This is a genomic window from Paraburkholderia sp. SOS3 (genome assembly GCF_001922345.1).
Lineage (GTDB): Bacteria > Pseudomonadota > Gammaproteobacteria > Burkholderiales > Burkholderiaceae > Paraburkholderia.
This window is the reverse complement of record NZ_CP018811.1, coordinates 2,876,646-2,900,558: the sequence shown is the minus strand read 5'-3', so window position 1 is coordinate 2,900,558 and position 23,913 is coordinate 2,876,646. Positions and strand designations below refer to the sequence as shown.

The following is a 23,913-nucleotide window of genomic DNA, read 5'->3' as shown; positions in this document are numbered from 1 at the left end:
AGCGGGGAGGGCATATCGATGTCTACTACTGCGGCGCTCGCCGTCGACAAGCGGTACTTCAGCGCGTCGTATGGCGCGCGCATCGCGCCGTGGCTCGTGCCGCTCGCGATACTGATCGCGTGGGAATTCGCCGCGAGAAGCGGCGTGCTGTCGACGCGCGTGTTGCCGGAGCCGCTTGCGGTCGTGAAAGCCGCGTGGTCGCTGATCCGGTCGGGCGAAATGTGGGACGACGTGAAGGTCAGCACGTGGCGCGCGCTATCGGGTTTTGCGCTGGGCGGCGGCATCGGTTTCGCGCTCGGACTCGCGACGGGGCTTTTCAGGCCCGCCGAAGTCGCACTCGATTCGACCCTGCAAATGATCCGCAATATTCCCGCGCTCGCGATGATTCCGCTCGTGATTCTATGGTTCGGCATCGAGGAAGAAGCGAAGGTGTTTCTCGTCGCGCTCGGCGTGTTCTTTCCGATCTACGCGAACACGTTTCACGGCATCCGTTCGGTGGACGCGAATCTGGTCGAGATGGCGCGCAGCTATGGCGTAAAAGGCGTTGCACTGTATCGCGAGGTGATTCTGCCGGGCGCGCTGCCGTCGATTCTCGTCGGCGTGCGTTTCGCGTTGGGACTCATGTGGGTCACGCTGATTGTCGCGGAGACGATCTCGTCGCAGTCGGGCATCGGCTATATGACGATGAATGCGCGCGAGTTTCTGCAGACCGACGTGGTGGTGGTCGGCATCCTGCTATATGCGGTGCTCGGCAAGCTGGCGGACCTGCTCGCCAAAACGCTCGAGCGCGTCACGCTGCGCTGGCATCCTGCTTATCAACAAGGGACAAAGACATGAGTGCGAGCGGGTTTTCAACGTCGTGGCCCGGCGGCGGTTCGGTGCGTGCCCGGCTTGAGCGCGGGCAGCAGCGTGCGCGTGAAGCGGTTGCTGGCGCGCCGACGCAGCAGACGCAGCAGACGCAAGCGCACGGCGCAGCGGTCCATGGCGCGTTGTTACGCGAAGAGGTCGTGCAGCGTTCGCGCTGCGCGGGGCAGCACGCTGTCACCGAACGGCGCAACGCCGATTACTCGGTCGAACTGCGCGGCGTACACAAACGATACGGCGAGCGCACGGTGCTTGCGGATCTCGATCTGTCGGTCGAACGCGGCAGTTTCGTGTCGATCGTGGGGCGCAGCGGCTGCGGGAAGTCGACGCTGTTGCGGCTCGTCGCCGGGCTCGAAACGCCGACGGCAGGCACGCTCGAAAAGCGCGCTGAAAGTAGTGTGTCGAACGAAGCGGCCGGCACGGCCTCGAACGCCGCGCGTTTCGATACCCGCATCATGTTTCAGGACGCGCGCCTGCTGCCGTGGAAGAGTGTGCTGCAGAACGTAATGCTCGGCCTCGGCCGCGGTGCGCGGGAAGATGCGCGCGCGATACTTGCCGAAGTCGGCCTGATCGAGCGTGCGAACGACTGGCCCGCGCAACTGTCGGGTGGCCAGCGGCAGCGCGTTGCTCTGGCGCGTGCGCTTGTGCACCGGCCGCACCTGCTGTTGCTCGACGAACCGCTCGGCGCGCTCGATGCGCTCACGCGCATCGAAATGCATGCGCTGATCGAACGCCTGTGGCGCGAGCATCGCTTTACGGCATTGCTCGTCACGCACGATGTGCAGGAGGCCGCTGCCCTGGCCGACCGGATCCTGCTGATCGAAGCGGGGCGCATTGCGCTCGATCTGCCGGTGCCGCTCGCGCGGCCGCGCGAGCGCGCGTCGGCGGGCTTTGCGCGTATCGAGGACCGCGTGCTGCGCCAGGTGCTCAGGCGCGACGCCGGCAGCAGCGATGCACTATCGAAAGACGGGCCTGCCAGTTCGTATGCCGGTTCGCTTTTCACGACAGACGGATCGATCGCACGGCTTTGACCCGCTCCGATCCGTTCCGGACTGTGGCGCGGTCTCGCGAGCATGCACACGAAGGCAGCTCGCGCGATCGCGCTACGACGGCATCACTTCGCGTTGGCCGCGCTGGCGGGCGGGTAGTGCATCATTTTGTCGTTGGTCGGTTTGCGCGGTTTCTTGACCGGCATATTGTCCGGATTTTCGCCGCCTGACGCGGCCGAAGGCGGTTTGACCATCGATGCCCCGCTGTCCTCGGCGGGCGCATTTTGCATCGGGGCTTGTTGCGCGAACGCAGCACCGCTCGCCAGTGCGCTCGCAATCAGAACGACGCCCGACCCTACTGCTGGCGCCAGCGTTTTTCGCAGTTTCATTCCGTTCATCGATCCTCCGGTTTTTTGCCCAGTTTCCGTTCATTTTCTCTGCGTGTCATGCATCATGCGCGACCCGTCCCTTCGTAGACAGCCGGCCGCTATGAAGATTCGCGCGCGCGTGCGCGTGCAACACGCGCATTGCTTGCGGCGACGGCCGGCAAGCCTCGCTGGAAGTGCTAGCATGAATCGGGCAACGAAGGTGGATGCAGGCCGCAAGTAGACGCCGCGAACAAGGCCGTTCCTTTTGCGGAGGTAGCAATGATGAAAGCGCTGAGTCCCGATGCGATCGACACGTTGCGGCACCTGAACGATGCGCCATCCGGCGCGCAGCCCACCGCGCCGCCGGCCACGGTGGTAGCGGAACTGCTCGGTGCCGGCCTCGTCGCGAAGGCTGGCCGCGATGGCATCGAAATTACCTGCGATGGCAGGAAGTACCTGTCCGGCGATTGCGATTGACACGCTGGATGCGAGGCGCGAACTCGTGCGCTTGACGCCGTCTGACGTTTGACCGACGCGGCACGAGCCGCATCAAGGAGCCGGACATGGAGCCGACGGGGTTCGACATGGGCGACTATCAGGAACGGTACAAGGAATTTGATATCGAGGTCGCGGTCGAGCAGGTGCTTACTGGCGTGAAAGCGCACTTCCGCGTGTTGAAAGATGGCACTGTCGCATTGGACTGGCGCCTCGTGCACATCGACCGGTTCTGGCCGACTGAACGCGCGGCCGCCGAGGCGGCGCTTCGAGCGGCACGCGATATGATCGACAAGGGGCTGGAAGACGCCGCGTAGTCACGCGATTGCCGCAAGACGCAAGACGAAAAAAACGGGCGTCCGATTCGAACGCCCGTTTTCCCGGGGACCTGCCTTCGGCTACGAGCGGTTGACCTGACGCGGTCGACCGGCTGCCGTCGGCTTAGTGACCCTTGAACACGCCATTGTTGTTGCCCGATGCCGATTGGGGCGCGTTCGAAACGCGGTAGCCCGTTTGCGTCTCGCCCGAACGCACACCGCCGTAGGCGACTGCGTTGTCGTCGATCTGTTGCTGTTCGGCAGCCAGCGTTTGTGCGCTTTCGCCGCGTTGCGAGGCCGGTGCACCAACGTTCGGACGGTAGAACGGAGCCGGACCATAGCCGCTGGCGAAAGCCGGAGCGGCGACAACGGCGGAAGCGGCGAGCAGGGCAGCAGCGATAAATTTGGTCTTCATGACAACCTCCAGTAAGTTTCGATATTTGCTAGATGTCGCGGTCATCGGCTAGACGAAAGGTTTGCGACATCGTTGGAGCGCAGTGTATACCCTTACTATCGAAGTTTTGTGCGCGATATCTCGAAATTACTTTTCTGTCAATCGAAACAATCCCTCGGCCTTATCTGGCGGGGCTTTCAAGGGTTTTCCGTCGTTATTCCCGTCTGACGTTATCCAATAATTGAGAAGCCGAAGACGGGAAAACACATGGGGACGGCTGCTCGGGTCATAAGCTGGCCTGCGTTAAAATGCGCGTCCATCCGAGCCTTGAGCGCAGCGCGTTGCGCTGCTTCGCATTTGCCATACATTCCGATGTCTTCTTCTTCGAACCAGGCCCCGAATCAGGCCCCGAACCGGGCCTCGAGTCCTCGCCGCGTCAGCGTGGCGCCCATGATGGACTGGACGGACCGTCACTGCCGTTCGCTCCATCGCGCGATTTCACGTCATACGTGGCTGTACACCGAGATGGTGACCACCGGCGCGCTGATTCACGGCGACGTCGCGCGCCATCTCGCGTTTACGCCCGACGAGGCGCCCGTTGCGCTTCAGCTGGGCGGCAGCGAACCGGACGACCTCGCGCGTTCGGCGCGTCTTGGCGAGCAATGGGGCTACGACGAGATCAATCTGAACTGCGGCTGTCCGTCCGAGCGCGTGCAGCGTGGCGCGTTCGGCGCGTGCCTGATGAACGAGCCGCAGCTCGTCGCCGACTGCGTGAAGGCGATGCGCGATGCGGTGTCCGTGCCGGTAACGGTCAAGCACCGCATCGGCGTCGATGCGGTCGAGCACTACGAGTTCGTGCGCGATTTCGTCGGCACGATTGCCGAAGCGGGCTGTGGCGTGTTTATCGTGCATGCGCGCAACGCGATCCTGAAGGGCTTGAGCCCGAAGGAAAACCGCGAGATTCCGCCGCTCAAGTATGAATACGCGTATCGGCTCAAGCGCGATTTTCCGGATCTCGAGATCATCATCAACGGTGGGATCAAGACGCTCGATGAAGTCGCACTGCATCTCGAGCATGTCGATGGCGTGATGCTGGGTCGCGAGGCTTATCACAATCCCTATCTGCTCGCCGGCGTCGATGCGCGCTTCTACGGTTCGACCGATGCGGCGCCGACGCGCGACGAAGTCGAGGCGAAGCTCATCGACTACTGTGCAACCGAACTCGCGCGCGGCACCTATCCAGGCGCGATCGTGCGCCATGCACTTGGGCTTTATCGCGGGGTGGCCGGTGCGCGCGGGTGGCGTCGTGTGCTGTCCGATAACCGCAAACTCGCGGCGCGCGATCTGTCGATCTTCGATGAAGCGCGGCAGCATCTGCGTGCAGTCGCCGAAAGCGACGACGACAAGGCGGGTCGCAATGACGTGCAAAGCGCTGCCGCGGTCGAAATGTTGGAATAAGGGCTAGGCAAACACAGAACGTGTTTGTATAATCTCGCTTCTTCGTCGGTGAGCCAGTTCTGGCAAGCCAGATAGCAGTTCCAGTGGTGGCTGTAGCTCAGTTGGTAGAGTCCAGGATTGTGATTCCTGTCGTCGTGGGTTCGAGTCCCATCAGCCACCCCATCTCGTTTCTTTCATCGCTGCTTTCGATTTTTCCCGTTGCTTCCCGAGTCTTTCAGTTGCAGGTCGTTGCGCCTCGCCGACTTGAATCGCGCGCCTGCCGCTTGCGCAGCGAACCCCGCATTGGCGCGCCGCTGAACCTGATCCGACACCTGTCCCGAACAAAAGCTACTATTCGTGTCTGCCACCAAACATAAGGGACTACGGGAGAACCCATGAACGTTGCCGATCTGGAAGGTCCGCTGCTCGATTACTGGGTCGCGCGTGCCGCGCAATTGCCGAAGCCGCGCGTCGATGACGGCTTTTGCTGGATCGAAGAGCCCGCGTGCGACGGCGATCCCGCTGGCGCGCTTGAAGCCGCGTTCGCGCCGTCCACGGACTGGACGCACGGCGGGCCGTTCATCGAACGCGCACTGATCTGCATCGGCTACTCCGATGCGCATGCATGGGGTGCCGGACCGACTGGCGAAGCTCCGCAGTTCCGCGCTTATGGCGCGACGCCGCTCGTCGCCGCGATGCGCTTTTACGTCGCTAACCGGTTCGGCAGCGAAGTGCCCGACGAAGATCAGCCGGCAGCCGATTAACCACTGGCGTTTCGTCCGGTTTGGACCGGCACGGCCACTCGGCGCGTGCTCATCGCAAGCCCGCAGCGCATGCTAGGATTCCTGAAGAACGACCGCCGGGAGCCGAACATGTGGGATCGCATCGAGCACAACGGTTACGAAATCTGGGTCATGCCGGTGTTGGCCTACGGGCCACCGGCGCCCGATACGCTCTGGCACTACACCGCGTATTTTTGCCGGCATGGCGCGGATGCGCATCTGGCAGGCCAGAGCACACGCTTTCAGGAAATGGTCACGACCTTTCGCAGCGAAGACGAAGCGCGCGATGCGGGGTACGCCGAAGGTAGACGGCTCGTCGATATGATGCCGCGCCGCGATCCGCCTCATTTAGCCCGTTGACGAAAAAAAACCCCGCTGAAAGTCGGGAGCGGGGCTGCGCATGAAAAAGGTTCCTTGGAGATCAGGCGCCGCACTACAGTATCCGCTTAAAAGATTGATTTCAACCGCAGAAAAATGACGAACTGTTACGAAAGAGCGTGTTTCGGATCGCTTCGTTTCGCAATTTTGGCAGATTTCGCCTATTCAGCCAGTTTTAGCGGCGCGATTTCGCCGCCTTGATATCCACATCGGCGCACCGGCGCACCGGCGCGCTGCCATCGCGCGCTCTACGTCTTGCGACGCAGCGGTTCGAGTATCGGCTTGAGCCCGTTGTGATCGATCTCCTGCATCAGCGCGAGCAGCCGGCCGATTTCGCCGGGTGGAAAACCTTGCCGCGCAAACCAGTTCAGATAGTGGCCGGGCAAGTCGGCGATCACGCGATCCTTGTATTTGCCGAAAGGCATGACCCGCGTGACGAGCAGTTCGAGGTCTTCAGGCTTCATCGCGTTGCCCCGGCGCGTGACGCGCGATGCCCGCTCACATGCGAGCCGGCGCGCGCATCGAGCCCGAACACGTCGAAAATCGACGCGAATCCGACCGCGGAAACGAGCAGGAAGGCCACGCTGAAATCGGCATTCGTGACCGATTGCGCGCCATGTCCGTGAAGCCACGCGGCGATGCGCAGCGCGATGGCGCCGAGCGCGACACCCATGCCGATCGTCAGTTGCTGGACCGTGCTCGAGAGCGTCGATGCGCCGCTCATCTGCGCTGTCGGCACGTCGGCGAAACTCAGTGTGTTGATCGCGCCGAACTGCAACGAGCGCACGAGGCCACTCGCGAACAGCACCGCGGCGATGATCCAGTACGGTGTCTGCGCAGTAAGCAGGCTCATCGCGGCGAGCGACAATGCGGCTAGCACGCCGTTGACGAGCAGCACCGAGCGAAAGCCGTAGCGCCGCATCACCTGCGTCGTGACGAGCTTCATCGACAGGTTGCCGGCGAACACCGCGAGCGTGAGCAACCCGGAGCGAAACGCATTCATGCCGAAGCCGATCTGGAACATCAGCGGCAGCAGAAATGGCACCGCGCTGATCGACACGCGGAACAGCGACCCGCCCGCCATCGAGACCGCGAACGTCTTCACGCGCAGCGCGCTCAGATCGATGACCGGGTGCGCGGTGCGCCGCACATGAAAAAGCGCGGCCGTGCCCGCCGCGACTCCGGCGGCGAGAAACGCGAGCGCTTGCGGCCAGCGCGTATCGACGCGGCCGAGCAACTCCATTGCGTACATGATCGCCGTGCCCGAGACGCCGCACAGCACGAAGCCGGCCACATCGAACGGCCGCCGCTCCGTGCTGCCGGCCGCATGGATAAAGCGCCACGCGAGCACGATGCCGATCAGCCCAAGCGGCAGATTCAGATAGAAGATCCAGCGCCACGACGAGTAGGTCGTGATGAATCCGCCGAGCGGCGGCCCGATGACGGGTGCGATGAGCCCCGGCCACGTGATGAACGCGATGGCGCGCATCAGATCGTCTTTCGGCGTTGCGCGCAGCACCGCGAGCCGTCCGACCGGCACCATCATCGCGCCGCCGATGCCCTGCACGACGCGCGCCGCCGTAAAGCCGACGAGGCCATTGGTCATGCCGCACACGACCGACGCAGCGGTGAAGACGGCAAGCGCCGCGGTGAACACGTTGCGCACGCCGAAGCGGTCCGCGACCCACCCGCTGATCGGAATGAATACCGCGAGCGTGAGCAGATACGATGTGATGCCGATGGACAGGTCGACCGGATGCACGCCGAATGACTGCGCCATCTGCGGCAACGCGGTGGCGATGATCGTGCCGTCCAGATTCTCCATGAAGTACGCGGCCGCGACGAGCATCACAATCAGTGTGGAGTCTTCCGGGCGGGCAGCGGCGGTCGGCGAATCTGACATTGGGATAACGCTCCGTGCAGCGGGTAGCAGAGTGCGATGAATGCTGGAAAAGCTTTCGGAGCGACATTCTACTGATCGCCACACGTTTCGTCGCTTCCGCATGCGCCCGCATCGCCTCGCAAATGGCGACGGGGCGACGCAACGCCGCGCCGCATGTACGCGGCACCGCTCTTCGCCGATGGGCATCGCATGAGATAATCCCGGATTCGCAGAACCCGTGCGCACGCCCACCGCCGAGTGCGCGCCGGAAATGCCCTTTATTTCGCGTGTCCAAATTGAAAAGTCTGCTTGCGCCGCTCGACGACCTCGCGCGCTTCGATGAAATCATCGACGTGCGCACGCCGCTCGAATTTGCCGAAGATCATATTCCGGGGGCATTCAATGCGCCGGTGTTGTCGAACGAAGAGCGCGTGATCGTCGGCACGATGTACAAGCAGGTGTCGCCCTACGAAGCGACGCGCCACGGCGCCGCGCTCGTGTTACGCAATATCGCCCACCATCTGGACACGACCTTCGCGGACCGGCCGCGCAACTGGCGCCCGCTCATCTACTGCTGGCGCGGCGGCAAGCGTTCCGGATCGATGACAACGCTGTTCAACATGATCGGCTGGCAGGCGCGGCAGCTCGACGGCGGCTACAAGACGTATCGCCGCTCGGTGGTCGACAGGCTCGCGACCTTGCCGCGGGAGTTCGACTACATCGCGCTCGTCGGTCATACGGGCACGGGCAAGACGCGGCTGTTGCACGCATTGCGCGACGCGGGTGCGCAGGTGCTCGAACTCGAAGGGCTCGCGTGCCATCGCGGGTCGTTGCTCGGCGCGTGGCCGGGCCGGCCTCAACCGTCGCAGAAGGCGTTCGACAGCGCGCTGATCGGCGCGCTCGCGCAATTCGATCCGGCGCGTCCGGTGTTCGTCGAGTCCGAAAGCCGGCGCATCGGCGCGATCACGTTGCCCGATGCGCTGCTCGAGCGCTTTCATCGCGGCGCCTGTGTCGAGATTCGCGCGGCGCTCGACGAACGCGTGGCGTTCCTGCTCGAAGACTATGGCCATCTGTTCGACGACCGCTCGGGCTTCAAGCATCAACTTGCGCATCTGATCGGGCTGCATAGCCGCGAACAGGTGACGCGCTGGCAGCAGATGATCGATGACGATGCACGCAGCGAGTTGTTCCACGAACTGCTCGAGCGTCACTACGATCCCGCGTATCAGCGCAGCAGCCGGCAACACTTCACCGAGCTCGCGCATGCGCAGCGGTTCACGTTCAGGCCGACTGCCGGCGACACGCTCGATCAGGCGCACGCGCTGCTCGCGCAGTTATCGGTATCGGTCAGCGCCGATGAACCAGGGATCGCGCACGCGTCTACTTGATCGATTGCGCAGCATACCTGGCGGACACAGGCACGCTACATAAGCAAGCACTACGACTCGAACAGAAGCAACCGGCAACATACGCATCAGAGGACAATCCAGATGAATACCACGCGACAGACCGCCCCGGCATCGGGGTGGCTGATCTTCCTGCTGCTTGCGGTCGCGGGACTCTTTTATGTGAAGTGGTTCCCGTACTATCACCGCGCATTCACGGCGGCGTCGACCCATTCGATCGGCTCGTCGATCCTCATGGGCAGTGTGTCGAGCCCGCCCGCGCCGTCGCTCTCCGCGGCGCTCGCCTACGCGTGGGCATACGGCAAGGCGATCTGGCAGGCGATGGTGCTCGGCCTGCTGCTCGGCTCCGCGGTACAGGCGTTGCTGCCTGCGCACTGGGTCGCAAAGGTGCTCGGCAAGACCGGATTCGGCAGCGTGGCGGCAGGCGGCTTGCTCGCGGTTCCCGGCATGATGTGCACCTGCTGCGCGGCCCCGGTCGTCGCGGGCTTGCGTGCGCGCCACGCGTCCCCGGGCGGCGCGATCGCATTCTGGCTCGGCAACTCGGTGCTCAATCCGGCCACGCTCGTTTTCATGGGCTTCGTACTCGGCTGGCAATGGGCGGGTTTGCGGCTTGCACTCGGTGTGCTGATGGTGTTCGGTCTGGGTTACCTCGTAAACCGGCTCGTCACGCCCGGCGAGGCCAGCGCGGCCGACGCGCGCCTTGCCGAACAGGTTGCGCGTCAGCAGGAAGGCAGCGCGTTTGCGCGCTGGTTGGGGATCCTCGCGCGCATGACCGTGCGCCTCGTGCCCGAGTATCTGGTGCTGGTCTTGCTGCTCGGCGCAGCGCGCGCGTGGCTGTTTCCGCAGATCGGGCCGGCGATTGGCAACGAGATCGGCTGGATTGTCGCGTTCGCGGTCGCCGGTATGCTGTTTGTGATTCCGACGGCGGGCGAAGTACCGATCATTCAGGCGATGCTGACGCTAGGCATCGGCGTCGGTCCCGCCGGCGCGTTGCTGATGACGCTGCCGCCGATCAGCGTGCCGTCGCTCGCGATGCTCGCGCGTTCATTTCGCCCGCGCGTGCTTGCTATCGTCGCGGTCGCGGTGGTCGCATTCGGTATCGTGGCGGGTCTGCTGGCGGTCGGCATGGGCCTGTAAATGACGCGCTGCAACAGCGGATGCGCGGGCGGCTGACGTAACATCGCCCATGTCATCGAGCGATTCGGCACGTCAAATGGTTTCAAACCCGTTTCAGGCCGTTTCAACGGTTTCAAGCGGTTTCAAGCGGTTTCAAGCGGTTTCAAGCCGCCTCCACGGTCGAATCTCGACCTAAACTGGGTGGAGCCGGGTGCTCAGGGGCGGCAGATTGCCGGTCGGCAATCCGGCAGGCGATTATTCATAGTCAAAAGACGATCGAACTCAGGACAAACGCATGGCGCAACAGAAGACCAATCCGAAGCTCGAGCAGGCGCTCACGCGCGGGGACCTCGCGATCCGCCAGGCCAATTCGGCGCGTGCAACCGCTTTGCTGCGAGCGCTCGGCAAGATGATCGTCGACGCATCGGCGACGATCGGCGTCGAGGCGTCGACCTCGATTCCCGATGGCGACCGCATCTACGACCCGGACGAGGGCGTGTGGCCGCAGGCATTGCTGGTCTCGCTCGACGGTCCCGTCGAAGAGGCCGATCCCGACGAAGTGCGCACCGTGCGCCTTCTCGCCAACGATCCGGGCACCGTGTTCCGCGTCGAATGGCATCGTGCGGACGGCAAGATCGGCCGCCAGGAAGGCGGGCCGTTTGCAACCGTCGCATTCATTTCCGACGTCGATATCCCGTGGTCCGACGACGAAGATTAAGCCGGCTCGATGACTGAAACGACGAGCAGCGGCTTACCGCATCATCCGGCGGCGCAACAGCACGGCCGAGATCAGAAACGGCACGATCACATAGAGCGTGAGCACGGCTACGTGCAGCGCCGCATCGTCGATCGGCCGCGCGAGCATCGCTGGCCGGATCAGGTCCACCGCATGCGCGAGCGGTAGCAGTTGCGTCGCGTATTGTGCGGCGGGCGGCAGCTGCGACACGGGAAAGAACACGCCCGAGAGCAGCAGCATCGGCGTAAGCGCGAGCGTCTGATAGAACATGAAGAAATCGTACGACGGCGCGAGCGCCGTGACGATCATCGCGAGGCCCGCGAACGCCAGACCCGCGAGCACGATGACGGGCAGGGCGACGAGCGTTGCGGGGAATTTCGCGTAGCCGAGCAGACCCGCGACGATCAGGATTGCCGTGCCGGACAACACCGATTTGCTTGCGGCCCAGACGATCTCCCCGAGTACGATGTCGCCGAGCGTCAGCGGCGTATGCATGATCGCTTCCCATGTGCGCTGCACGTGCATTCGCGAAAAGCCCGAATACATCGACTCGAAGCTCGCCGACATCATCACGCTCGAGGCGACCGTGCCTGCCGCGAGGAACGCGATATACGACACGCCGTCGACGCGCCCGACCATGAGCCCGAGCCCGAAACCGAGGCCGAACAGATAGATCATCGGATCGGCCAGATTGCCGAACATCGACGCGAGCGCGAGCTTGCGCCACACGAGATAGTTGCGGCGCCACACCGCGAACCAGTTCAGCGCATTGGCGGGTAGTGCCGCGAAGCGTTCGCGCGCGGGCTCGAGCGGGTGGTCGGGGGTATCGTATGAGCGGGCATCCATGGTCGATGAGTCCTGCTGCGTGTGTGCTGCTGTTTTGAGTTCCGGCGTTTGAGTCGTGCCGTTCGATCGTGCCACGTCAGTCCTGCATCTCGCGGCCGGTGAGGCGCAGAAATACGTCTTCGAGATTCGCGGGCCGATGCAGATAGCGCACGTCGTCGCGCTGTTTCAGTTGCGCGTGCACGGGCTGCGGATCGTCGACATAGCAGAAAAGCGTCTCGCCGCTGATGTCGATACGCGTGGCGAACGGCGCGAGCGCATCGCGCAGCACCAGCGGATCGGGGCCGTAGACTTCGATCACATCGCAGCCGATCTCCGATGCGATCAGCGCCTTCGGTTCGCCCTCGGCGATCTTGCGGCCTTCTTCGATCACACAAAGCCGGTCGCACAGGCGTTCGGCTTCTTCCATAAAGTGCGTCGTCAGAAGAATCGTCTTGCCGCGCGACAGCAGCGAGCGCAGCCGTTCCCAGATCAGATGGCGCGCCTGCGGATCGAGACCTGTGGTCGGCTCGTCCATGACGAGCACATCGGGATCGTTGACGAGCGCGCGCGCGAGCGTGAGCCGGCGTTTCATACCGCCCGACAGTTCGGCGACACGCGAATCGGCCTTGTGTTCGAGCCGCGCGAATTCGAGCAGCGAGGGCACGCGCTCGCGTATTGCCCTGGCGCTAAGGCCGAAGTAGCGGCCGAACACGAGCAGATTCTCGCGAACGGTAAAGTCCGGATCGAGATTGTCGAATTGCGGAACCACGCCGATGCGCGCGCGGGCGATGCGCGCACGCGCGGGAATCGGTTCGCCGCACAGACGGATCGCGCCGGCATCGGGCGCGGCAATGCCGAGCAGCATGCGCAGCGTCGTGGTCTTGCCGGCGCCGTTCGGACCTAGCAGACCGAAACATTCGCCGACCCGCACATCGAACGACAGGCCGTCGATGACCTTTCTGCCGCCGTAACGTTTTTCGACTCGATGGAATTCGATCGCGGCGTCGGACATAAGCGGAGCGTTCGATGACGATAGTTGATTGGACAAAGATCGCAATGACTCGCGATCGCTACGGGCGACGGCGAGACTGCGAGACAGCGCAACAGAACAGCGGACGACGAACGACGAACGACAGCTAGCGGCGAGGCGACACGAACAGCAGGCGCGACGGGATGTCGAATAAAAACGAAGCAGTCGTTCACGAGCTGGCCGCTTCGAAGCGTCGCCTATTCTAGGCCACGTCTTCGGGCGCGGGGCGGTCACCGCAAGGCTGCGACGGGCTTTCGTGCGGTGCCGCATGCGGCATCGAACGTGCTTGCGCGCACTTAGCGTTTTCCAGCCCTTGCAAGCGCAATTGCGGCGCACCATGATTGACTCGACGTCCGCGATTGGCGCGGAAGGGAGAAACGACAATGGCCAGCTACCAGAAAATTCTGCTGTGCTACGACGGTTCGCGCGAAGGCCGCAAGGCACTGCGCTGCGGTGCGGATCTGGCATTGGATCTGAAAGCGGAGACTCATCTGCTGTCGGTCGTCGACATGCGCTCGAGCATCGCGCAAAGCGCGGGCCTGCTGACCGACGTGGCGTGCGGCAGTTTCGAAAAGACGGCGCGCGACATCCTGCAAGAAGGCGTCGACTGGCTGACCGAGCGTGGCGTCAGGGCGCAAGGGCACTTTGCGTTCGGTCATCCGATCGATGAAATCGCGGCGCTTGCGGAAGAGCTGAAGGTCGATCTTGTCGTCGTCGGCCATCGCTGCCGGCATGGACTCTCGCGATGGTGGATGGGCGCGGGCAACACGCCGCTACTCGATCGCGTGTCGTGCAGCATTCTCGTTGCGTGTTCGTCGCCAGGCGAGGAGCAGTCGGCCGCGGCATGAGGCTCTAGCCGGCAGAACCGGCGCTGCCTACTCGCCGAGATCGACTGCCGCAAGCTTCCACGTGAAAAGCCCTTCGCGATGGAAAATCGCGGCATAGCGCGTGTCGCCGACACCGTGCCGATACGTGACGACGAACTCGTTGACGCCGCGATATCCGGCTGTGGTTTGCGGAGGCTGAGGCGGCTTCGAGCCGTTCGCGGCCGATGCTGTCGGTGCCGGTGATACGGGTGGAGCAGAGCGCGCAGCAGCGGGGTTGCCACCGTTTGACGACGAATCAGACGACGAATCGGACGACGAAGCCGACGCGTCCGGCGGCGCAGGCGGGCGCTCGCCCGGTTCGCCGCGTGGCGGCATTCCGTTGAGCAGCGCGGCGACGCCGTCCGGCGTCGCATACGCGTCGACGAGCGGCCCGATCAACGCGACACCGATCATGGCGCCCAGCGCGGCGAGCGGATTGCCGTGACTTTCCGCGCCGATTCTGCGTCTTAGCAAGCCCCCGAGCTGTTCCTTGAGACTCTCGCGAAGCGCCGGGAAATCGACGTATTCGTTGACTGTTGCCGCATCGCGCGCGTCGGCTGCGCGTTTCAGGCGGTTGAGTGCGATATACGGCGATGCATACGCGAAGGCCAGCGCGATCAGCACAACGATGACAACGACCGTGACCAGCACGGACCGCCTGACGCTGCCGGTCATCTTGTGATTCATGTGGCCACCGATGCGGTCATTTATCGCGCGTTGCGCGCAGCTTGTGCGAACCATCATCGTGCGGAACGTTCCTTTCATGGTGAATGGGGTGGTTTACCGTGGACCCCATTCTCGCTGAAACGATCCCGCAATCTTATGTACTTCATCGCGCCTCGGCCGTTCTCGACATGCGCGTTGGCGACATGCGCGTTGGCGACATGCGCCGAGACATGCACCTTCGCGATATGCACGTTCGCGATGAACGGGCGCGCTCACGCCGCTTGCGCGTGCTCCTCGGCGATGCAGCGGTCGATCATGCTGCACACGGCATCGACGGTGCCGACCATGATGAGCCGCGACGGCCCGTGATAGACGCGCACCGGCGCGCGGCGTGCGGGCTCGGCGTTGAGCGCGGCGTTCAGCGAGACGCGTGCAAACGCGGGGAGCGACGACGGCAACGACGCGTCGGCTTCGACCATCGACCGCTCATGCTCTTCGAAATCGAACAGCGAGCCGGTACGCGGCACATGCATCGCATCGAGCACGGCGCATGGCACGAGGTTGCGCAGGTGGCGCAGACGGCCGAACTGACGGAAGGGCAGCAAGCGGGCAAGGCGTTCCATGAATCTCTCCAGACGGTATCTGAAACTGAGCGAAACTGAGCTGAAACCGAGCCGAAACTGAACGGAAATCCGCTAACACTCGGCGCTAAATCAGCGGGAAATCAGAATTCACCTGGCCGGATCAGGCCGACCGCGATGCCTTCGAGCGCGAAATCCGCGCTGCCGGCCTCGACGAAGATGTTTTCGTAATCGGGGTTTTCGGCGATCAGTTCGATGCCGTTCGGCCGTCGCTTCAAGCGCTTGACCGTGACGTCGTCGCCAAGGCGCGCAATGATGATCTGGCCGTCTTTTGCTTCGCTGCGCTTTTGCACCGCGAGCAGATCGCCGTCGAGAATGCCCGCGTCGCGCATCGACAGGCCGCGCACTTTCAACAGGTAATCGGGCTTGCTCGAGAACAGCGCCGGGTCGCACGCATAGTGCTGCGCGATGTGCTCCTGCGCGAGGATCGGGCTGCCGGCTGCGACGCGGCCGACGAGCGGCAGCGACAGCTGCATGAGCGCCGCATGCGGCAGCGTGAACTGATGAGGCGCGTCGTCTTGTCCGGCCAGCAGCCGGATGCCGCGCGACGCGCCGGCCGCGAGTTCGATCACGCCTTTGCGAGCGAGCGCCCGCAGATGCTCTTCCGCCGAGTTGGCCGAACTGAAGCCCAATTCGGCCGCGATCTCGGCGCGCGTGGGCGGAAAGCCCGTGCGCTCGATCGCGCGGCGGATCAGATCGAAAACCTGCTGCTGTCGTGCGGTGAGTTTGGTCATGGCGCCACTGTATGGATGAACAGGTGACTGTATTTTTATACAGTATCCGGCGCTTTTCAAGCTTTACTTTAAGTTCGGCTCCCGATCCCCTCGTCGACAAGCCCTATCTTTCTTCACTTCGGAATTTCCGTCCGAACGCCGTGTCGGGCCGGCGTTACCACTTTTGCGTATTAAAAAATGAAGAAACATTATTTTTAATGATGAAGCGCCGCGGATAGACTGGCCTCAAATCGATATGAGGCCCGGCGGAGTAAGCAATTCGCGGGATCGGGAAACAGCGGCGAGCGGAGAAAACATCAATGAACGATCGCACTACGGGGTTCGCAGAAAGCGCGTCTGAGCGCAAGAAAACGTCGACGCCAAACATGGCGGCACGGCGGGAGACGACATGGCGCTCGACGGTGCGCGCGAAGCAATTCTTCGCTTCTCTGGCCATCGGTGCGGCTGCGGTGCTCGGACTGGCCGCACAGGCGCATGCTGATACGACGTTGCTCAATGTGTCGTACGACCCGACGCGCGAACTGTACCAGGACATCAATGCGGCATTCGGCAAGCAATGGAAGGCGCAGACCGGCGAGTCGATCACCTTCAGGCAGTCGCATGGCGGCTCGGGTGCACAGGCGCGCTCGGTGCTCGACGGGTTGCAGGCCGACGTCGTGACGCTCGCGCTCGCCTACGACATCGACGCGCTCGCGAACAAGGGTCTCGTCGATAAAGACTGGCAGAAGCGCTTGCCCGATAACGCCTCGCCGTACACGTCGACGATCGTATTTCTCGTGCGCAAGGGCAACCCGAAACACATCAAGGACTGGGACGATCTGGTGAAGCCGGGCATCGCGATCGTGACGCCGAACCCGAAGACGTCGGGCGGCGCACGCTGGAACTATCTGGCTGCATGGGCGTATGCGCTGCATCAGCCCGGCGGCAGCGAGCAGACGGCGAAGGCGTTCGTGTCGAAGCTCTACAGGAACGCGGGCGTGCTCGATTCCGGCGCGCGCGGCGCGACGACGAGCTTCGTGCAACGCGGTATCGGCGACGTGCTGATCGCATGGGAGAACGAGGCGTTCCTGTCGATCAAGGAGTTCGGACCGGACAAGTTCGAGATCGTGGTGCCGTCGGTCAGCATTCTCGCGGAGCCGCCCGTCGCGGTGGTCGACAAGGTCGTGGACCGCCATGGCACGCGCAAACTCGCCGAAGCGTATCTGAAGTTCCTGTACAGCGAAGAGGGGCAGGAGATCGCCGCAAAGAACTTCTACCGTCCGCGTTCGAACAAGGTGCCTGCGGCGCTGACCGAAAAGTTTCCGAAGCTTAAGCTCTACACGGTCGACGATACGTTCGGCGGCTGGACGAACGCGCAGAAGACGCACTTTGCCGACGGCGGCGTGTTCGATTCGATTTACTCGCCGCAGTAGTACTCGCGCTGCGGCGGATGCAGTCAGGCAAGCGCGCCTTCGGGCGCACTTTTGAGCGTGTAACCGAAGTGCCTGTTGCGCAGTGCGCGCACTGTGCATGACAGCGACCCGCGCAAGACTTTTGAAAGAGTACCCAGCATGACGACGTTGACCTTCCGCAAGCCGAGTGCGTTGCCGGGCTTCGGCCTGACGCTCGGTATCACGGTGGCGTATCTGAGCCTCGTGGTGCTGATCCCGCTTGCGTCCACGTTCCTCAAAACCGCAACGCTCGACTGGAGCCAGTTCGTGCGCGCGGTCGGTTCGCCGCGCGTGCTCGCGTCATACCGGCTCACGTTTTCCGCGGCGCTCGGCGGCGCATTGATCAACGCCGTGTTCGGTTTTCTCGTCGCGTGGGTGCTCACACGCTATACGTTTCCGTTCAAGCGCGTCGTCGATGCGATCGTCGATCTGCCGTTCGCGCTGCCGACCTCGGTGGCCGGCATCTCGCTTGCGGCCGTCTATGCGGGCAACGGCTGGATCGGCCGGTTTCTGGAGCCGCTCGGCCTCAAGATCGCGTTCACGCCGCTCGGCGTGCTCGTCGCGCTGACGTTTATCGGCTTGCCGTTCGTCGTGCGCACGGTGCAGCCCGTGCTCGAGGAGTTCGAACGCGAGCAGGAGGAAGCGGCCGCGTGCCTCGGCGCATCGCGCTGGCTGACCTTCCGGCGCGTGATCCTGCCGGCCGTGTTTCCGGCGCTGCTGACCGGCTTCGCGCTCGCTTTCGCGCGCGCGCTCGGCGAATACGGCTCGGTGATTTTTATCGCGGGCAATGTGCCGATGAAGTCGGAGATCACGTCGCTGCTGATCATCACGAAGCTCGAGCAGTACGACTATCCGGGCGCGACGGCGATCGCGGTCGTGATGCTGGTGGTGTCGTTCATCATGCTGCTGTTGATCAATACGCTGCAGTGGTATTTGCAGCGCCGTACGAGCCGCAGCGCATCGGCACCGGTGCCGGCCGCGGGCCATCTGCCGGCAGCCACGGCGCACGACGGAGGTGCGCGATGAGCGACGACTCCGTCGTGCTGTCGAACACGCGTCGTACGGCCTCGAAAGCCGCGCGCGCCGACAGTCCGGTTACCGAGCCGCGCGCGGTCCGCTGGATTCTGACTACTGTCGCGTTGCTGTTTCTCGTGCTGTTTCTCGTCGTGCCGCTGGCCGCGGTGTTCTATCAGGCGTTGAGCAAAGGCCTCGCGTTCTATTTCGAGTCGCTCGCCGACCCCGACGCATGGTCCGCGATCAAGCTGACGCTGCTGACCGCGGCGCTCGCGGTGCCGCTCAATCTCGTGTTCGGGCTCGTGGCCTCGTGGTGTATCGCGAAGTTCGAGTTCCGCGGCAAGGCGCTGCTGACGACGCTGATCGATCTGCCGTTTTCGGTATCGCCCGTCATTTCAGGCTTGATCTATGTGCTGCTGTTCGGCGCGCAGGGCTGGTTCGGCCCGTGGCTGCAAGCGCATGACGTGCAGATCGTATTCGCGGTGCCGGGCATCGTGCTCGCGACCGTGTTCGTCACGTTCCCGTTCGTCGCGCGCGAACTGATTCCGTTGATGCAGGCGCAAGGCACCGACGAAGAAGAAGCCGCGCACGTGCTAGGCGCGTCGGGCTGGCAGATTTTCCGCCGCGTGACGCTGCCGAACGTGAAGTGGGGTCTGCTGTACGGCGTGATTCTGTGCAACGCGCGGGCGATGGGCGAGTTCGGTGCGGTGTCGGTCGTGTCGGGCCATATTCGCGGGCAGACCGACACGATGCCGCTGCACGTCGAAATTCTCTACAACGAATACAACTTCTCGGCGGCGTTCGCCGTGGCGTCGCTGCTCGCGTTGCTCGCGCTCGTGACGCTCGGCCTCAAGCTGCTTGCCGAGCGGCATATGTCGGAAGAGTCTTCGTCGTCGCGTGCCGGTGCGCAGGCCGCTGCCGCGTCCGGCATCGTGGCCGGCGTGGTCGCCGCTCAAGCGGGCGCGGCGGTGCCGTCGAGCGCGGCCGCCGGCCGCCGGGTTCAATAAGGAGCGCAACAGATGGGCATCACCGTTCGTAACTTGCATAAGCGCTTCGGCGATTTCACGGCGCTCGACAACGTGTCGCTCGACTTTCCGCCCGGCGAACTCGTCGCGCTGCTCGGGCCGTCCGGTTGCGGCAAGACCACGTTGTTGCGCGTGATCGCCGGTCTCGAGTTCGCGGACGACGGGCAGGTCGTGCTGCAAGGGCAGGACGTCGCCGAAGTCCGCGCGCGCGAGCGCCAGGTCGGCTTCGTGTTCCAGCATTACGCGCTGTTCCGGCATATGACCGTGTTCGAGAACGTCGCATTCGGTCTGCGCGTGAAGCCGCGCAACGAGCGGCCGTCCGAAGCGGCGATTCGCGAGAAGGTGCATGAACTGCTCAAGCTCGTGCAGCTCGACTGGCTTGCGCCGCGCTATCCGTCGGAGCTGTCGGGCGGGCAGCGGCAGCGTATCGCGCTGGCGCGCGCGCTCGCGGTCGAACCGAAGGTGCTGCTGCTCGACGAGCCGTTCGGCGCGCTCGACGCGAAAGTGCGCAAGGAGCTGCGCGGCTGGCTGCGCCGCCTGCACGACGATCTGCATATTTCGACGATCTTTGTCACGCATGATCAGGAAGAAGCGCTCGAAGTGGCGGACCGCATCGTCGTGATGAATCACGGGCATGTCGAGCAGGTCGGCAGCCCGCAGGATGTGTACGACCATCCGCAGACGTCGTTCGTCTACGAGTTTCTCGGCGCGGCGAACCGTCTGCACGGCAGTGTCGACCGGCGCGGCTTCGTCGTCGACGGCGCGGCGCAGCCGATCGCCGTCGATGCGGGCTTCGAGGGGCCGGCGCTCGCGTATGTGCGACCGCACGATCTCGTGCTGTATCGCGAGGCGGCGGGTGGGCAATGTGAGGGCATCGCGCTCGGCGTGCGGCGCGTGGTGACGCTTGGCGGGTCGGTGCGTGTCGAGCTCGAAGGGCGTAAGCGCGGCGGGGGGGAAACGGCGGCGGATGCACCCGGCGCACCGGTGCTCGAAGCGGAGCTTGATCGCGAAGCGTGGCGCGAATTGCAGCTTGCCGTCGGCGATACGGTGACCGCGGTGCCGCGTTCGCTGCGTGTGTTCCCGGCGCGGGATTGAACAGGATTGGCTGACGGGTCCAGCTAAGCGCTGAAGCGCTAAGCTGGACCATCGTCAGCATGGGGCCCGAGTAAGCGCTGAAGCGCTGACTCGGGTCGACAGGAGACCCCATGAACTTCCAGCAGTTGCGCTTCGTGCGCGAGGCCGTGCGCCAGAATATGAACCTGACCGAAGTCGCGAACGTGCTCTACACGTCGCAGTCGGGCGTGTCGAAACAGATCAAGGACCTCGAGGACGAACTCGGCGTCGATGTGTTTATCCGGCGCGGCAAGCGTCTCACCGGCCTCACGGAGCCGGGCAAGGCCGTGCATCAGCTGATCGAGCGGATGCTGCTCGATGCGGAAAATCTGCGTCGCGTCGCACGGCAATATGCGGACCAGGACAACGGCCACCTCGTCGTCGCGACCACGCACACGCAGGCGCGCTACGCGCTGCCGAAAGTGATCCGCCAGTTCACCGACGTGTTTCCGAAAGTGCATCTGGCGCTGCGCCAGGGCAACCCGCAGCAGATCGCGCAGATGATCATCAACGGCGAAGCAGATCTCGGCATCTCGACCGAAGCGCTCGACCGCTACCCCGATATCGTGACGTTCCCGTGCTATTCGTGGCATCACGTCGTCGTCGTGCCGAAAGATCATCCGCTCGTCGGCCGCGCGAACCTGACGCTCGAAGAGATCGCCGAATTCCCGATCGTCACCTACGACCAGGACTTCACGGGCCGCTCGCATATCGACCAGGCATTCACGAAGGTCGGCGCGATGCCCGACGTCGTGCTGACCGCCATCGACGCGGACGTGATCAAGACTTATGTCGAACTCGGCATGGGCGTCGGCATCGTCGCGGCAATGGCGTTCGATCCGAAGCGCGACAGCGAACTCGTCGCGCTCGACACGCAGCATCTGTTCGAAGCGAGCACGACGCGCGTCGGCTTGCGCAAGGGCGCGTTTCTGCGCGCTTACGCGTACCGGCTCATCGAAATGTTCGCGCCGCAATTGAGCGAAGCGGAAATCGCGGCGCAATTGCGCGAGACGGCCTAAGCGTGGCTGGACTCGCGGCAGGCGGTTTCAGCGTTCGCCTGACGCGAGCCGCGCAGGGCAATGCGTTTCGCTGCGGACCGAAGCGGCGCATCGCTTACAATCGCCGGCATGAATACCTCTTCTTCGTCGCCTTCCGCCGCGTCCTGTAGCGCATTGCCGCGCATCGCCGTGCTCGCGACCGGCGGCACGATCGCCGGCTCCGCACAGGATGCGACCCGCACCGCCGGCTATCAGGCCGGCGTCGTCGGTGTCGGGCAACTGCTTGCGGCCGTGCCCGCGCTTGCGGCACTCGCGAACATCCGGGCCGAACAGGTCGCGAGCATCGACAGCAAGGACATGTCGCTCGCTTTGTGGACCACGCTCGCGCAACGCGTCAACGCGCTGCTCGCCGCCGACGACATCGACGGCATCGTCATCACGCACGGCACCGACACGCTCGAGGAAACCGCCTATCTGCTGCATCTGAGCGTGAAGAGCACGAAGCCCGTCGTGCTGACCGCGGCAATGCGGCCCTCGAGTGCGCTGTCGGCCGATGGCCCGCTCAATCTGCTCAATGCGCTCAGCGTCGCGGCGAGCCGCGCGGCCCACGGCCAGGGTGTGCTCGTCGCGTTCAATAACCGCATTCACAGCGCACGCGATGTGGTGAAGACGAGCACGTTCGCCGTCGACGCATTCCAGTCGCCGGAAGTCGGCGCGCTCGGTTGGGTGCAGGATGGGCGCGTCGAATTTCAGCGCCGCGTCGTGCGCCCGCATACGACGGCCACCGCGTTCGCGATCGAAGCGACGGCGAACGATAGCTGGCCTGCTGTCGAAATCGTCGCGAGTTACGCGGGCGCAAGCCGCGTGACGGTCGATGCCCTCGTGAAGGCCGCTGTGCGCGGCATCGTCGTCGCGGGCACGGGTAACGGGTCGATTCACGCGTCGCTGCAGCAAGCACTCGCAGACGCGGCTGCGCAGGGCATCGCAGTCGTACGCGCATCGCGTGTCGGTTCGGGGCATGTGATGCACAACGGTGCGGCATCGGACGACACGCTCGGCTTTGTCAGCGCGAATGCACTGAATCCCTATAAGGCGCGTGTTCTGCTGCTGCTGGCGCTGGCGGCCGGCAACACGACGCAAGCGGCGTTGCAGCGCGTATTCGATCTTTACTGATTGGGTACGCGGCCTCGCACGCGCGGTGCGTGCGCTAGAAGCACGTCGCGTTGCGCGCGCGCTCGATTGAAATCCGACAGGCGGACACCCGACGACGACGTCTGACCGACCAAGGCTTCCCCGTCGCCGACGGGTGCCGCTGCGGACCCCACTAGCCGCCCTCAGCCCAGAGCGGCTTGATTTGTCCAGCCCGTTGCGCGATGCGCTTCGGACCGGACGCCCCACGAGAGGGCTGTCGCTGCCTGTTGCGGCAGATGCGACAGCCCGAGTCCTGCTCGACTGCTTTATCAGGTGCAAGAACGCGTCAGGCTGCCTTCGCGTCGCTCGCCGGCGCCTGCGCGACTTCGAAGTTGCCCATGATCTCGAGCGCGCGCACCATCGCCGAGTGATCCCATGCCTTGCCGCCGTTCGCCGCGCAGACGCTGAACAGTTGCTGCGCGCTCGCCGTATGCGGCAGCGCGATGCCGAGCTTGCGCGCGCCGTCGAGCGCAAGGTTCAGGTCCTTCTGATGCAGTTCGATGCGAAAGCCCGGGTTGAACGTGCGCTTCGTCATGCGCTCGCCGTGCACTTCGAGAATGCGCGACGCCGCGAAGCCGCCCATCAGCGCGCGGCGCACGCGCTCCGGGTCCGCGCCCGAGCGCGCCGCGAACAGCAGCGCTTCCGCAACCGCCTCGATATTGAGCGCAACGATGATCTGGTTCGCGACCTTGCACGTCTGGCCCGCGCCGTTGTCGCCGATCAGCGTGACGTTCTTGCCCATCAGATCGAAGAGGGGCTTGGCCTGATCGAAGGCCGTCTGCGGACCGCCGACCATGATCGTCAGCGTCGCCTCGCGCGCGCCGATTTCGCCGCCGGACACGGGCGCATCGAGATAGTCGCAGCCGAGTTCGTTGATCTTCTTCGCGAACGCCTGCGTTTCGAGCGGCGAGATCGAGCTCATGTCGATCACGAGCTTGCCCTTGGCGAGGCCCGCCGCGACGCCGTCAGCGGCGAACAGCACGTTCGCGACGTCGGGCGTATCGGGCACCATGATCACGATCACGTCCGATGCCTGCGCAACGGCCGTCGAATCCTTGACCACGGTCGCGGTTCTGGTCAGATCGTCCGGCACCGGATACGCGCCGTTCACGAACAGCGTGTGGCCGCCCTTCAGAAGGTTGCGCGCCATATGCGCGCCCATGATGCCAAGGCCGATAAAACCGATGTTTGCCATTTACGTACTCTCCGTGATAGC

Annotated in this window: 27 protein-coding genes and 1 tRNA gene; 18 read left to right on the top strand and 10 right to left on the bottom strand. The window is 64.0% G+C overall.

The features are described 5' to 3' along the window. Window positions 1–18: 18 nt before the first annotated feature. A complete protein-coding gene (ssuC, locus tag BTO02_RS12980; protein ID WP_075157379.1) occupies window positions 19–837 on the top strand; it encodes an aliphatic sulfonate ABC transporter permease SsuC in 819 nt (272 codons plus the stop codon). After that, entirely contained in the window at window positions 834–1,895 is a 1,062-nt protein-coding gene (locus BTO02_RS12975) for an ATP-binding cassette domain-containing protein (protein ID WP_156883821.1), read from the top strand. Before ssuC ends, BTO02_RS12975 begins: the two co-directional genes overlap by 4 nt. A gap of 83 nt (window positions 1,896–1,978) precedes the next feature. Here the strand turns inward: BTO02_RS12975 and BTO02_RS12970 are convergent, their stop codons facing one another. After that, on the bottom strand, window positions 1,979–2,242 hold the full coding sequence (locus BTO02_RS12970) for a hypothetical protein (RefSeq protein ID WP_075157378.1): 264 nt from the start codon (window positions 2,240–2,242) through the stop codon (window positions 1,979–1,981). A 258-nt stretch (window positions 2,243–2,500) separates the two neighbouring features. On the opposite strand from BTO02_RS12970, the gene BTO02_RS12965 reads away from it, so the two are divergent. Continuing rightward, window positions 2,501–2,698 (top strand): hypothetical protein, encoded by a 198-nt coding sequence (locus BTO02_RS12965; RefSeq protein WP_075157377.1) that lies wholly within the window; start codon window positions 2,501–2,503, stop codon window positions 2,696–2,698. 86 nt (window positions 2,699–2,784) lie between these two features. After that, entirely contained in the window at window positions 2,785–3,033 is a 249-nt protein-coding gene (locus BTO02_RS12960) for a DUF6566 family protein (RefSeq protein WP_075157376.1), read from the top strand. A gap of 124 nt (window positions 3,034–3,157) precedes the next feature. Here the strand turns inward: BTO02_RS12960 and BTO02_RS12955 are convergent, their stop codons facing one another. Next, window positions 3,158–3,448, bottom strand: a complete 291-nt coding sequence (locus tag BTO02_RS12955; protein WP_075157375.1) for a hypothetical protein — start codon at window positions 3,446–3,448, stop codon at window positions 3,158–3,160. A 351-nt stretch (window positions 3,449–3,799) separates the two neighbouring features. On the opposite strand from BTO02_RS12955, the gene dusA reads away from it, so the two are divergent. From dusA to BTO02_RS12935, 4 genes are all read left to right on the top strand, one after another. Beyond that, on the top strand, window positions 3,800–4,885 hold the full coding sequence (gene dusA, locus BTO02_RS12950) for a tRNA dihydrouridine(20/20a) synthase DusA (protein ID WP_075157374.1): 1,086 nt from the start codon (window positions 3,800–3,802) through the stop codon (window positions 4,883–4,885). A gap of 86 nt (window positions 4,886–4,971) precedes the next feature. Beyond that, window positions 4,972–5,047, top strand: a tRNA-His gene (locus BTO02_RS12945). A gap of 212 nt (window positions 5,048–5,259) precedes the next feature. Then, window positions 5,260–5,628, top strand: coding sequence for a phage protein NinX family protein (locus tag BTO02_RS12940; protein WP_075157373.1), 369 nt, complete (start codon window positions 5,260–5,262; stop codon window positions 5,626–5,628). A 108-nt stretch (window positions 5,629–5,736) separates the two neighbouring features. Beyond that, entirely contained in the window at window positions 5,737–6,006 is a 270-nt protein-coding gene (locus tag BTO02_RS12935; protein WP_075158835.1) for a hypothetical protein, read from the top strand. A gap of 266 nt (window positions 6,007–6,272) precedes the next feature. On the opposite strand, the gene BTO02_RS12930 is transcribed toward BTO02_RS12935, so the two are convergent. Beyond that, on the bottom strand, window positions 6,273–6,488 hold the full coding sequence (locus tag BTO02_RS12930; protein ID WP_075157372.1) for a DUF3820 family protein: 216 nt from the start codon (window positions 6,486–6,488) through the stop codon (window positions 6,273–6,275). Then, window positions 6,485–7,927: an MFS transporter gene (locus BTO02_RS12925; RefSeq protein WP_075157371.1), complete on the bottom strand. Its 1,443-nt coding sequence runs from the start codon at window positions 7,925–7,927 to the stop codon at window positions 6,485–6,487. The genes BTO02_RS12930 and BTO02_RS12925 overlap by 4 nt, the downstream gene beginning before the upstream one ends. 275 nt (window positions 7,928–8,202) lie before the next feature. Here BTO02_RS12925 and mnmH point away from each other — a divergent pair, with 275 nt between their 5' ends. The 3 genes from mnmH (at window position 8,203) to BTO02_RS12910 (ending at window position 11,146) form a co-directional block, all read left to right on the top strand. Continuing rightward, window positions 8,203–9,294, top strand: coding sequence for a tRNA 2-selenouridine(34) synthase MnmH (gene mnmH, locus BTO02_RS12920; protein WP_075157370.1), 1,092 nt, complete (start codon window positions 8,203–8,205; stop codon window positions 9,292–9,294). A gap of 102 nt (window positions 9,295–9,396) precedes the next feature. Continuing rightward, entirely contained in the window at window positions 9,397–10,449 is a 1,053-nt protein-coding gene (locus tag BTO02_RS12915; protein ID WP_075157369.1) for a permease, read from the top strand. Between the two features lie 274 nt (window positions 10,450–10,723). Next, a complete protein-coding gene (locus tag BTO02_RS12910; protein ID WP_075157368.1) occupies window positions 10,724–11,146 on the top strand; it encodes a hypothetical protein in 423 nt (140 codons plus the stop codon). 33 nt (window positions 11,147–11,179) lie between these two features. Here BTO02_RS12910 and BTO02_RS12905 read toward each other — a convergent pair whose 3' ends face one another. Both BTO02_RS12905 and nodI read right to left on the bottom strand, forming a co-directional pair. Continuing rightward, window positions 11,180–12,010 (bottom strand): ABC transporter permease, encoded by an 831-nt coding sequence (locus BTO02_RS12905; protein ID WP_075157367.1) that lies wholly within the window; start codon window positions 12,008–12,010, stop codon window positions 11,180–11,182. A 76-nt stretch (window positions 12,011–12,086) separates the two neighbouring features. After that, window positions 12,087–13,001 (bottom strand): nodulation factor ABC transporter ATP-binding protein NodI, encoded by a 915-nt coding sequence (nodI, locus tag BTO02_RS12900; RefSeq protein WP_075157366.1) that lies wholly within the window; start codon window positions 12,999–13,001, stop codon window positions 12,087–12,089. A 401-nt stretch (window positions 13,002–13,402) separates the two neighbouring features. Here nodI and BTO02_RS12895 point away from each other — a divergent pair, with 401 nt between their 5' ends. Continuing rightward, a complete protein-coding gene (locus tag BTO02_RS12895; RefSeq protein WP_075157365.1) occupies window positions 13,403–13,867 on the top strand; it encodes a universal stress protein in 465 nt (154 codons plus the stop codon). Window positions 13,868–13,894: 27 nt separating this feature from the next. On the opposite strand, the gene BTO02_RS12890 is transcribed toward BTO02_RS12895, so the two are convergent. From BTO02_RS12890 to lexA, 3 genes are all read right to left on the bottom strand, one after another. Beyond that, complete coding sequence (locus tag BTO02_RS12890; protein ID WP_232243353.1) at window positions 13,895–14,572, bottom strand: DUF2939 domain-containing protein; 678 nt, start codon at window positions 14,570–14,572, stop codon at window positions 13,895–13,897. Between the two features lie 251 nt (window positions 14,573–14,823). Further along, window positions 14,824–15,174 (bottom strand): hypothetical protein, encoded by a 351-nt coding sequence (locus BTO02_RS34780; protein WP_075157364.1) that lies wholly within the window; start codon window positions 15,172–15,174, stop codon window positions 14,824–14,826. 101 nt (window positions 15,175–15,275) lie between these two features. Then, the gene (gene lexA / locus BTO02_RS12880; RefSeq protein ID WP_075157363.1) at window positions 15,276–15,926 is read right to left on the bottom strand and encodes a transcriptional repressor LexA; all 651 of its coding nucleotides are present in this window, start codon (window positions 15,924–15,926) and stop codon (window positions 15,276–15,278) included. Window positions 15,927–16,291: 365 nt separating this feature from the next. On the opposite strand from lexA, the gene BTO02_RS12875 reads away from it, so the two are divergent. The 6 genes from BTO02_RS12875 to BTO02_RS12850 all read left to right on the top strand — a co-directional run bounded on the left by BTO02_RS12875 (window position 16,292) and on the right by BTO02_RS12850 (window position 22,679). Then, window positions 16,292–17,338, top strand: a complete 1,047-nt coding sequence (locus BTO02_RS12875) for a sulfate ABC transporter substrate-binding protein (RefSeq protein WP_075158833.1) — start codon at window positions 16,292–16,294, stop codon at window positions 17,336–17,338. A gap of 138 nt (window positions 17,339–17,476) precedes the next feature. Continuing rightward, the gene (gene cysT, locus BTO02_RS12870; RefSeq protein WP_075157362.1) at window positions 17,477–18,382 is read left to right on the top strand and encodes a sulfate ABC transporter permease subunit CysT; all 906 of its coding nucleotides are present in this window, start codon (window positions 17,477–17,479) and stop codon (window positions 18,380–18,382) included. After that, on the top strand, window positions 18,379–19,377 hold the full coding sequence (gene cysW / locus BTO02_RS12865) for a sulfate ABC transporter permease subunit CysW (protein ID WP_075157361.1): 999 nt from the start codon (window positions 18,379–18,381) through the stop codon (window positions 19,375–19,377). The genes cysT and cysW overlap by 4 nt, the downstream gene beginning before the upstream one ends. A gap of 12 nt (window positions 19,378–19,389) precedes the next feature. Next, window positions 19,390–20,490, top strand: a complete 1,101-nt coding sequence (locus tag BTO02_RS12860) for a sulfate/molybdate ABC transporter ATP-binding protein (RefSeq protein ID WP_075157360.1) — start codon at window positions 19,390–19,392, stop codon at window positions 20,488–20,490. Between the two features lie 110 nt (window positions 20,491–20,600). Further along, window positions 20,601–21,527 (top strand): CysB family HTH-type transcriptional regulator, encoded by a 927-nt coding sequence (locus BTO02_RS12855; RefSeq protein WP_075157359.1) that lies wholly within the window; start codon window positions 20,601–20,603, stop codon window positions 21,525–21,527. A 108-nt stretch (window positions 21,528–21,635) separates the two neighbouring features. Next, the gene (locus BTO02_RS12850) at window positions 21,636–22,679 is read left to right on the top strand and encodes an asparaginase (protein ID WP_075158832.1); all 1,044 of its coding nucleotides are present in this window, start codon (window positions 21,636–21,638) and stop codon (window positions 22,677–22,679) included. A 304-nt stretch (window positions 22,680–22,983) separates the two neighbouring features. On the opposite strand, the gene BTO02_RS12845 is transcribed toward BTO02_RS12850, so the two are convergent. Continuing rightward, window positions 22,984–23,892 carry a 2-hydroxy-3-oxopropionate reductase gene (locus BTO02_RS12845; protein ID WP_075157358.1) on the bottom strand — a complete coding sequence of 303 codons (909 nt, stop codon included), beginning with the start codon at window positions 23,890–23,892 and terminating at the stop codon, window positions 22,984–22,986. Between the last annotated feature and the right edge of the window lie 21 nt (window positions 23,893–23,913).

Bases quoted from the DNA above. Each gene is read 5' to 3' on its own strand.
- BTO02_RS12860 (WP_075157360.1), top strand. From the start codon at position 19,390: ATGGGCATCACCGTTCGTAACTTGCATAAGCGCTTCGGCGATTTCACG.
- BTO02_RS12935 (WP_075158835.1), top strand. From the start codon at position 5,737: ATGTGGGATCGCATCGAGCACAACGGTTACGAAATCTGGGTCATGCCG.
- BTO02_RS12850 (WP_075158832.1), top strand. From the start codon at position 21,636: ATGAATACCTCTTCTTCGTCGCCTTCCGCCGCGTCCTGTAGCGCATTG.
- BTO02_RS12955 (WP_075157375.1), bottom strand. From the start codon at position 3,448: ATGAAGACCAAATTTATCGCTGCTGCCCTGCTCGCCGCTTCCGCCGTT.
- BTO02_RS34780 (WP_075157364.1), bottom strand. From the start codon at position 15,174: ATGGAACGCCTTGCCCGCTTGCTGCCCTTCCGTCAGTTCGGCCGTCTG.
- BTO02_RS12940 (WP_075157373.1), top strand. From the start codon at position 5,260: ATGAACGTTGCCGATCTGGAAGGTCCGCTGCTCGATTACTGGGTCGCG.
- BTO02_RS12975 (WP_156883821.1), top strand. From the start codon at position 834: ATGAGTGCGAGCGGGTTTTCAACGTCGTGGCCCGGCGGCGGTTCGGTG.
- BTO02_RS12965 (WP_075157377.1), top strand. From the start codon at position 2,501: ATGATGAAAGCGCTGAGTCCCGATGCGATCGACACGTTGCGGCACCTG.
- BTO02_RS12905 (WP_075157367.1), bottom strand. From the start codon at position 12,010: ATGGATGCCCGCTCATACGATACCCCCGACCACCCGCTCGAGCCCGCG.
- BTO02_RS12925 (WP_075157371.1), bottom strand. From the start codon at position 7,927: ATGTCAGATTCGCCGACCGCCGCTGCCCGCCCGGAAGACTCCACACTG.
- cysW (WP_075157361.1), top strand. From the start codon at position 18,379: ATGAGCGACGACTCCGTCGTGCTGTCGAACACGCGTCGTACGGCCTCG.
- BTO02_RS12845 (WP_075157358.1), bottom strand. From the start codon at position 23,892: ATGGCAAACATCGGTTTTATCGGCCTTGGCATCATGGGCGCGCATATG.
- ssuC (WP_075157379.1), top strand. From the start codon at position 19: ATGTCTACTACTGCGGCGCTCGCCGTCGACAAGCGGTACTTCAGCGCG.
- BTO02_RS12910 (WP_075157368.1), top strand. From the start codon at position 10,724: ATGGCGCAACAGAAGACCAATCCGAAGCTCGAGCAGGCGCTCACGCGC.
- BTO02_RS12915 (WP_075157369.1), top strand. From the start codon at position 9,397: ATGAATACCACGCGACAGACCGCCCCGGCATCGGGGTGGCTGATCTTC.
- BTO02_RS12895 (WP_075157365.1), top strand. From the start codon at position 13,403: ATGGCCAGCTACCAGAAAATTCTGCTGTGCTACGACGGTTCGCGCGAA.
- lexA (WP_075157363.1), bottom strand. From the start codon at position 15,926: ATGACCAAACTCACCGCACGACAGCAGCAGGTTTTCGATCTGATCCGC.
- BTO02_RS12875 (WP_075158833.1), top strand. From the start codon at position 16,292: ATGGCGGCACGGCGGGAGACGACATGGCGCTCGACGGTGCGCGCGAAG.
- dusA (WP_075157374.1), top strand. From the start codon at position 3,800: ATGTCTTCTTCTTCGAACCAGGCCCCGAATCAGGCCCCGAACCGGGCC.
- cysT (WP_075157362.1), top strand. From the start codon at position 17,477: ATGACGACGTTGACCTTCCGCAAGCCGAGTGCGTTGCCGGGCTTCGGC.
- BTO02_RS12970 (WP_075157378.1), bottom strand. From the start codon at position 2,242: ATGAAACTGCGAAAAACGCTGGCGCCAGCAGTAGGGTCGGGCGTCGTT.
- BTO02_RS12890 (WP_232243353.1), bottom strand. From the start codon at position 14,572: ATGAATCACAAGATGACCGGCAGCGTCAGGCGGTCCGTGCTGGTCACG.
- BTO02_RS12930 (WP_075157372.1), bottom strand. From the start codon at position 6,488: ATGAAGCCTGAAGACCTCGAACTGCTCGTCACGCGGGTCATGCCTTTC.
- nodI (WP_075157366.1), bottom strand. From the start codon at position 13,001: ATGTCCGACGCCGCGATCGAATTCCATCGAGTCGAAAAACGTTACGGC.
- BTO02_RS12960 (WP_075157376.1), top strand. From the start codon at position 2,785: ATGGAGCCGACGGGGTTCGACATGGGCGACTATCAGGAACGGTACAAG.
- BTO02_RS12855 (WP_075157359.1), top strand. From the start codon at position 20,601: ATGAACTTCCAGCAGTTGCGCTTCGTGCGCGAGGCCGTGCGCCAGAAT.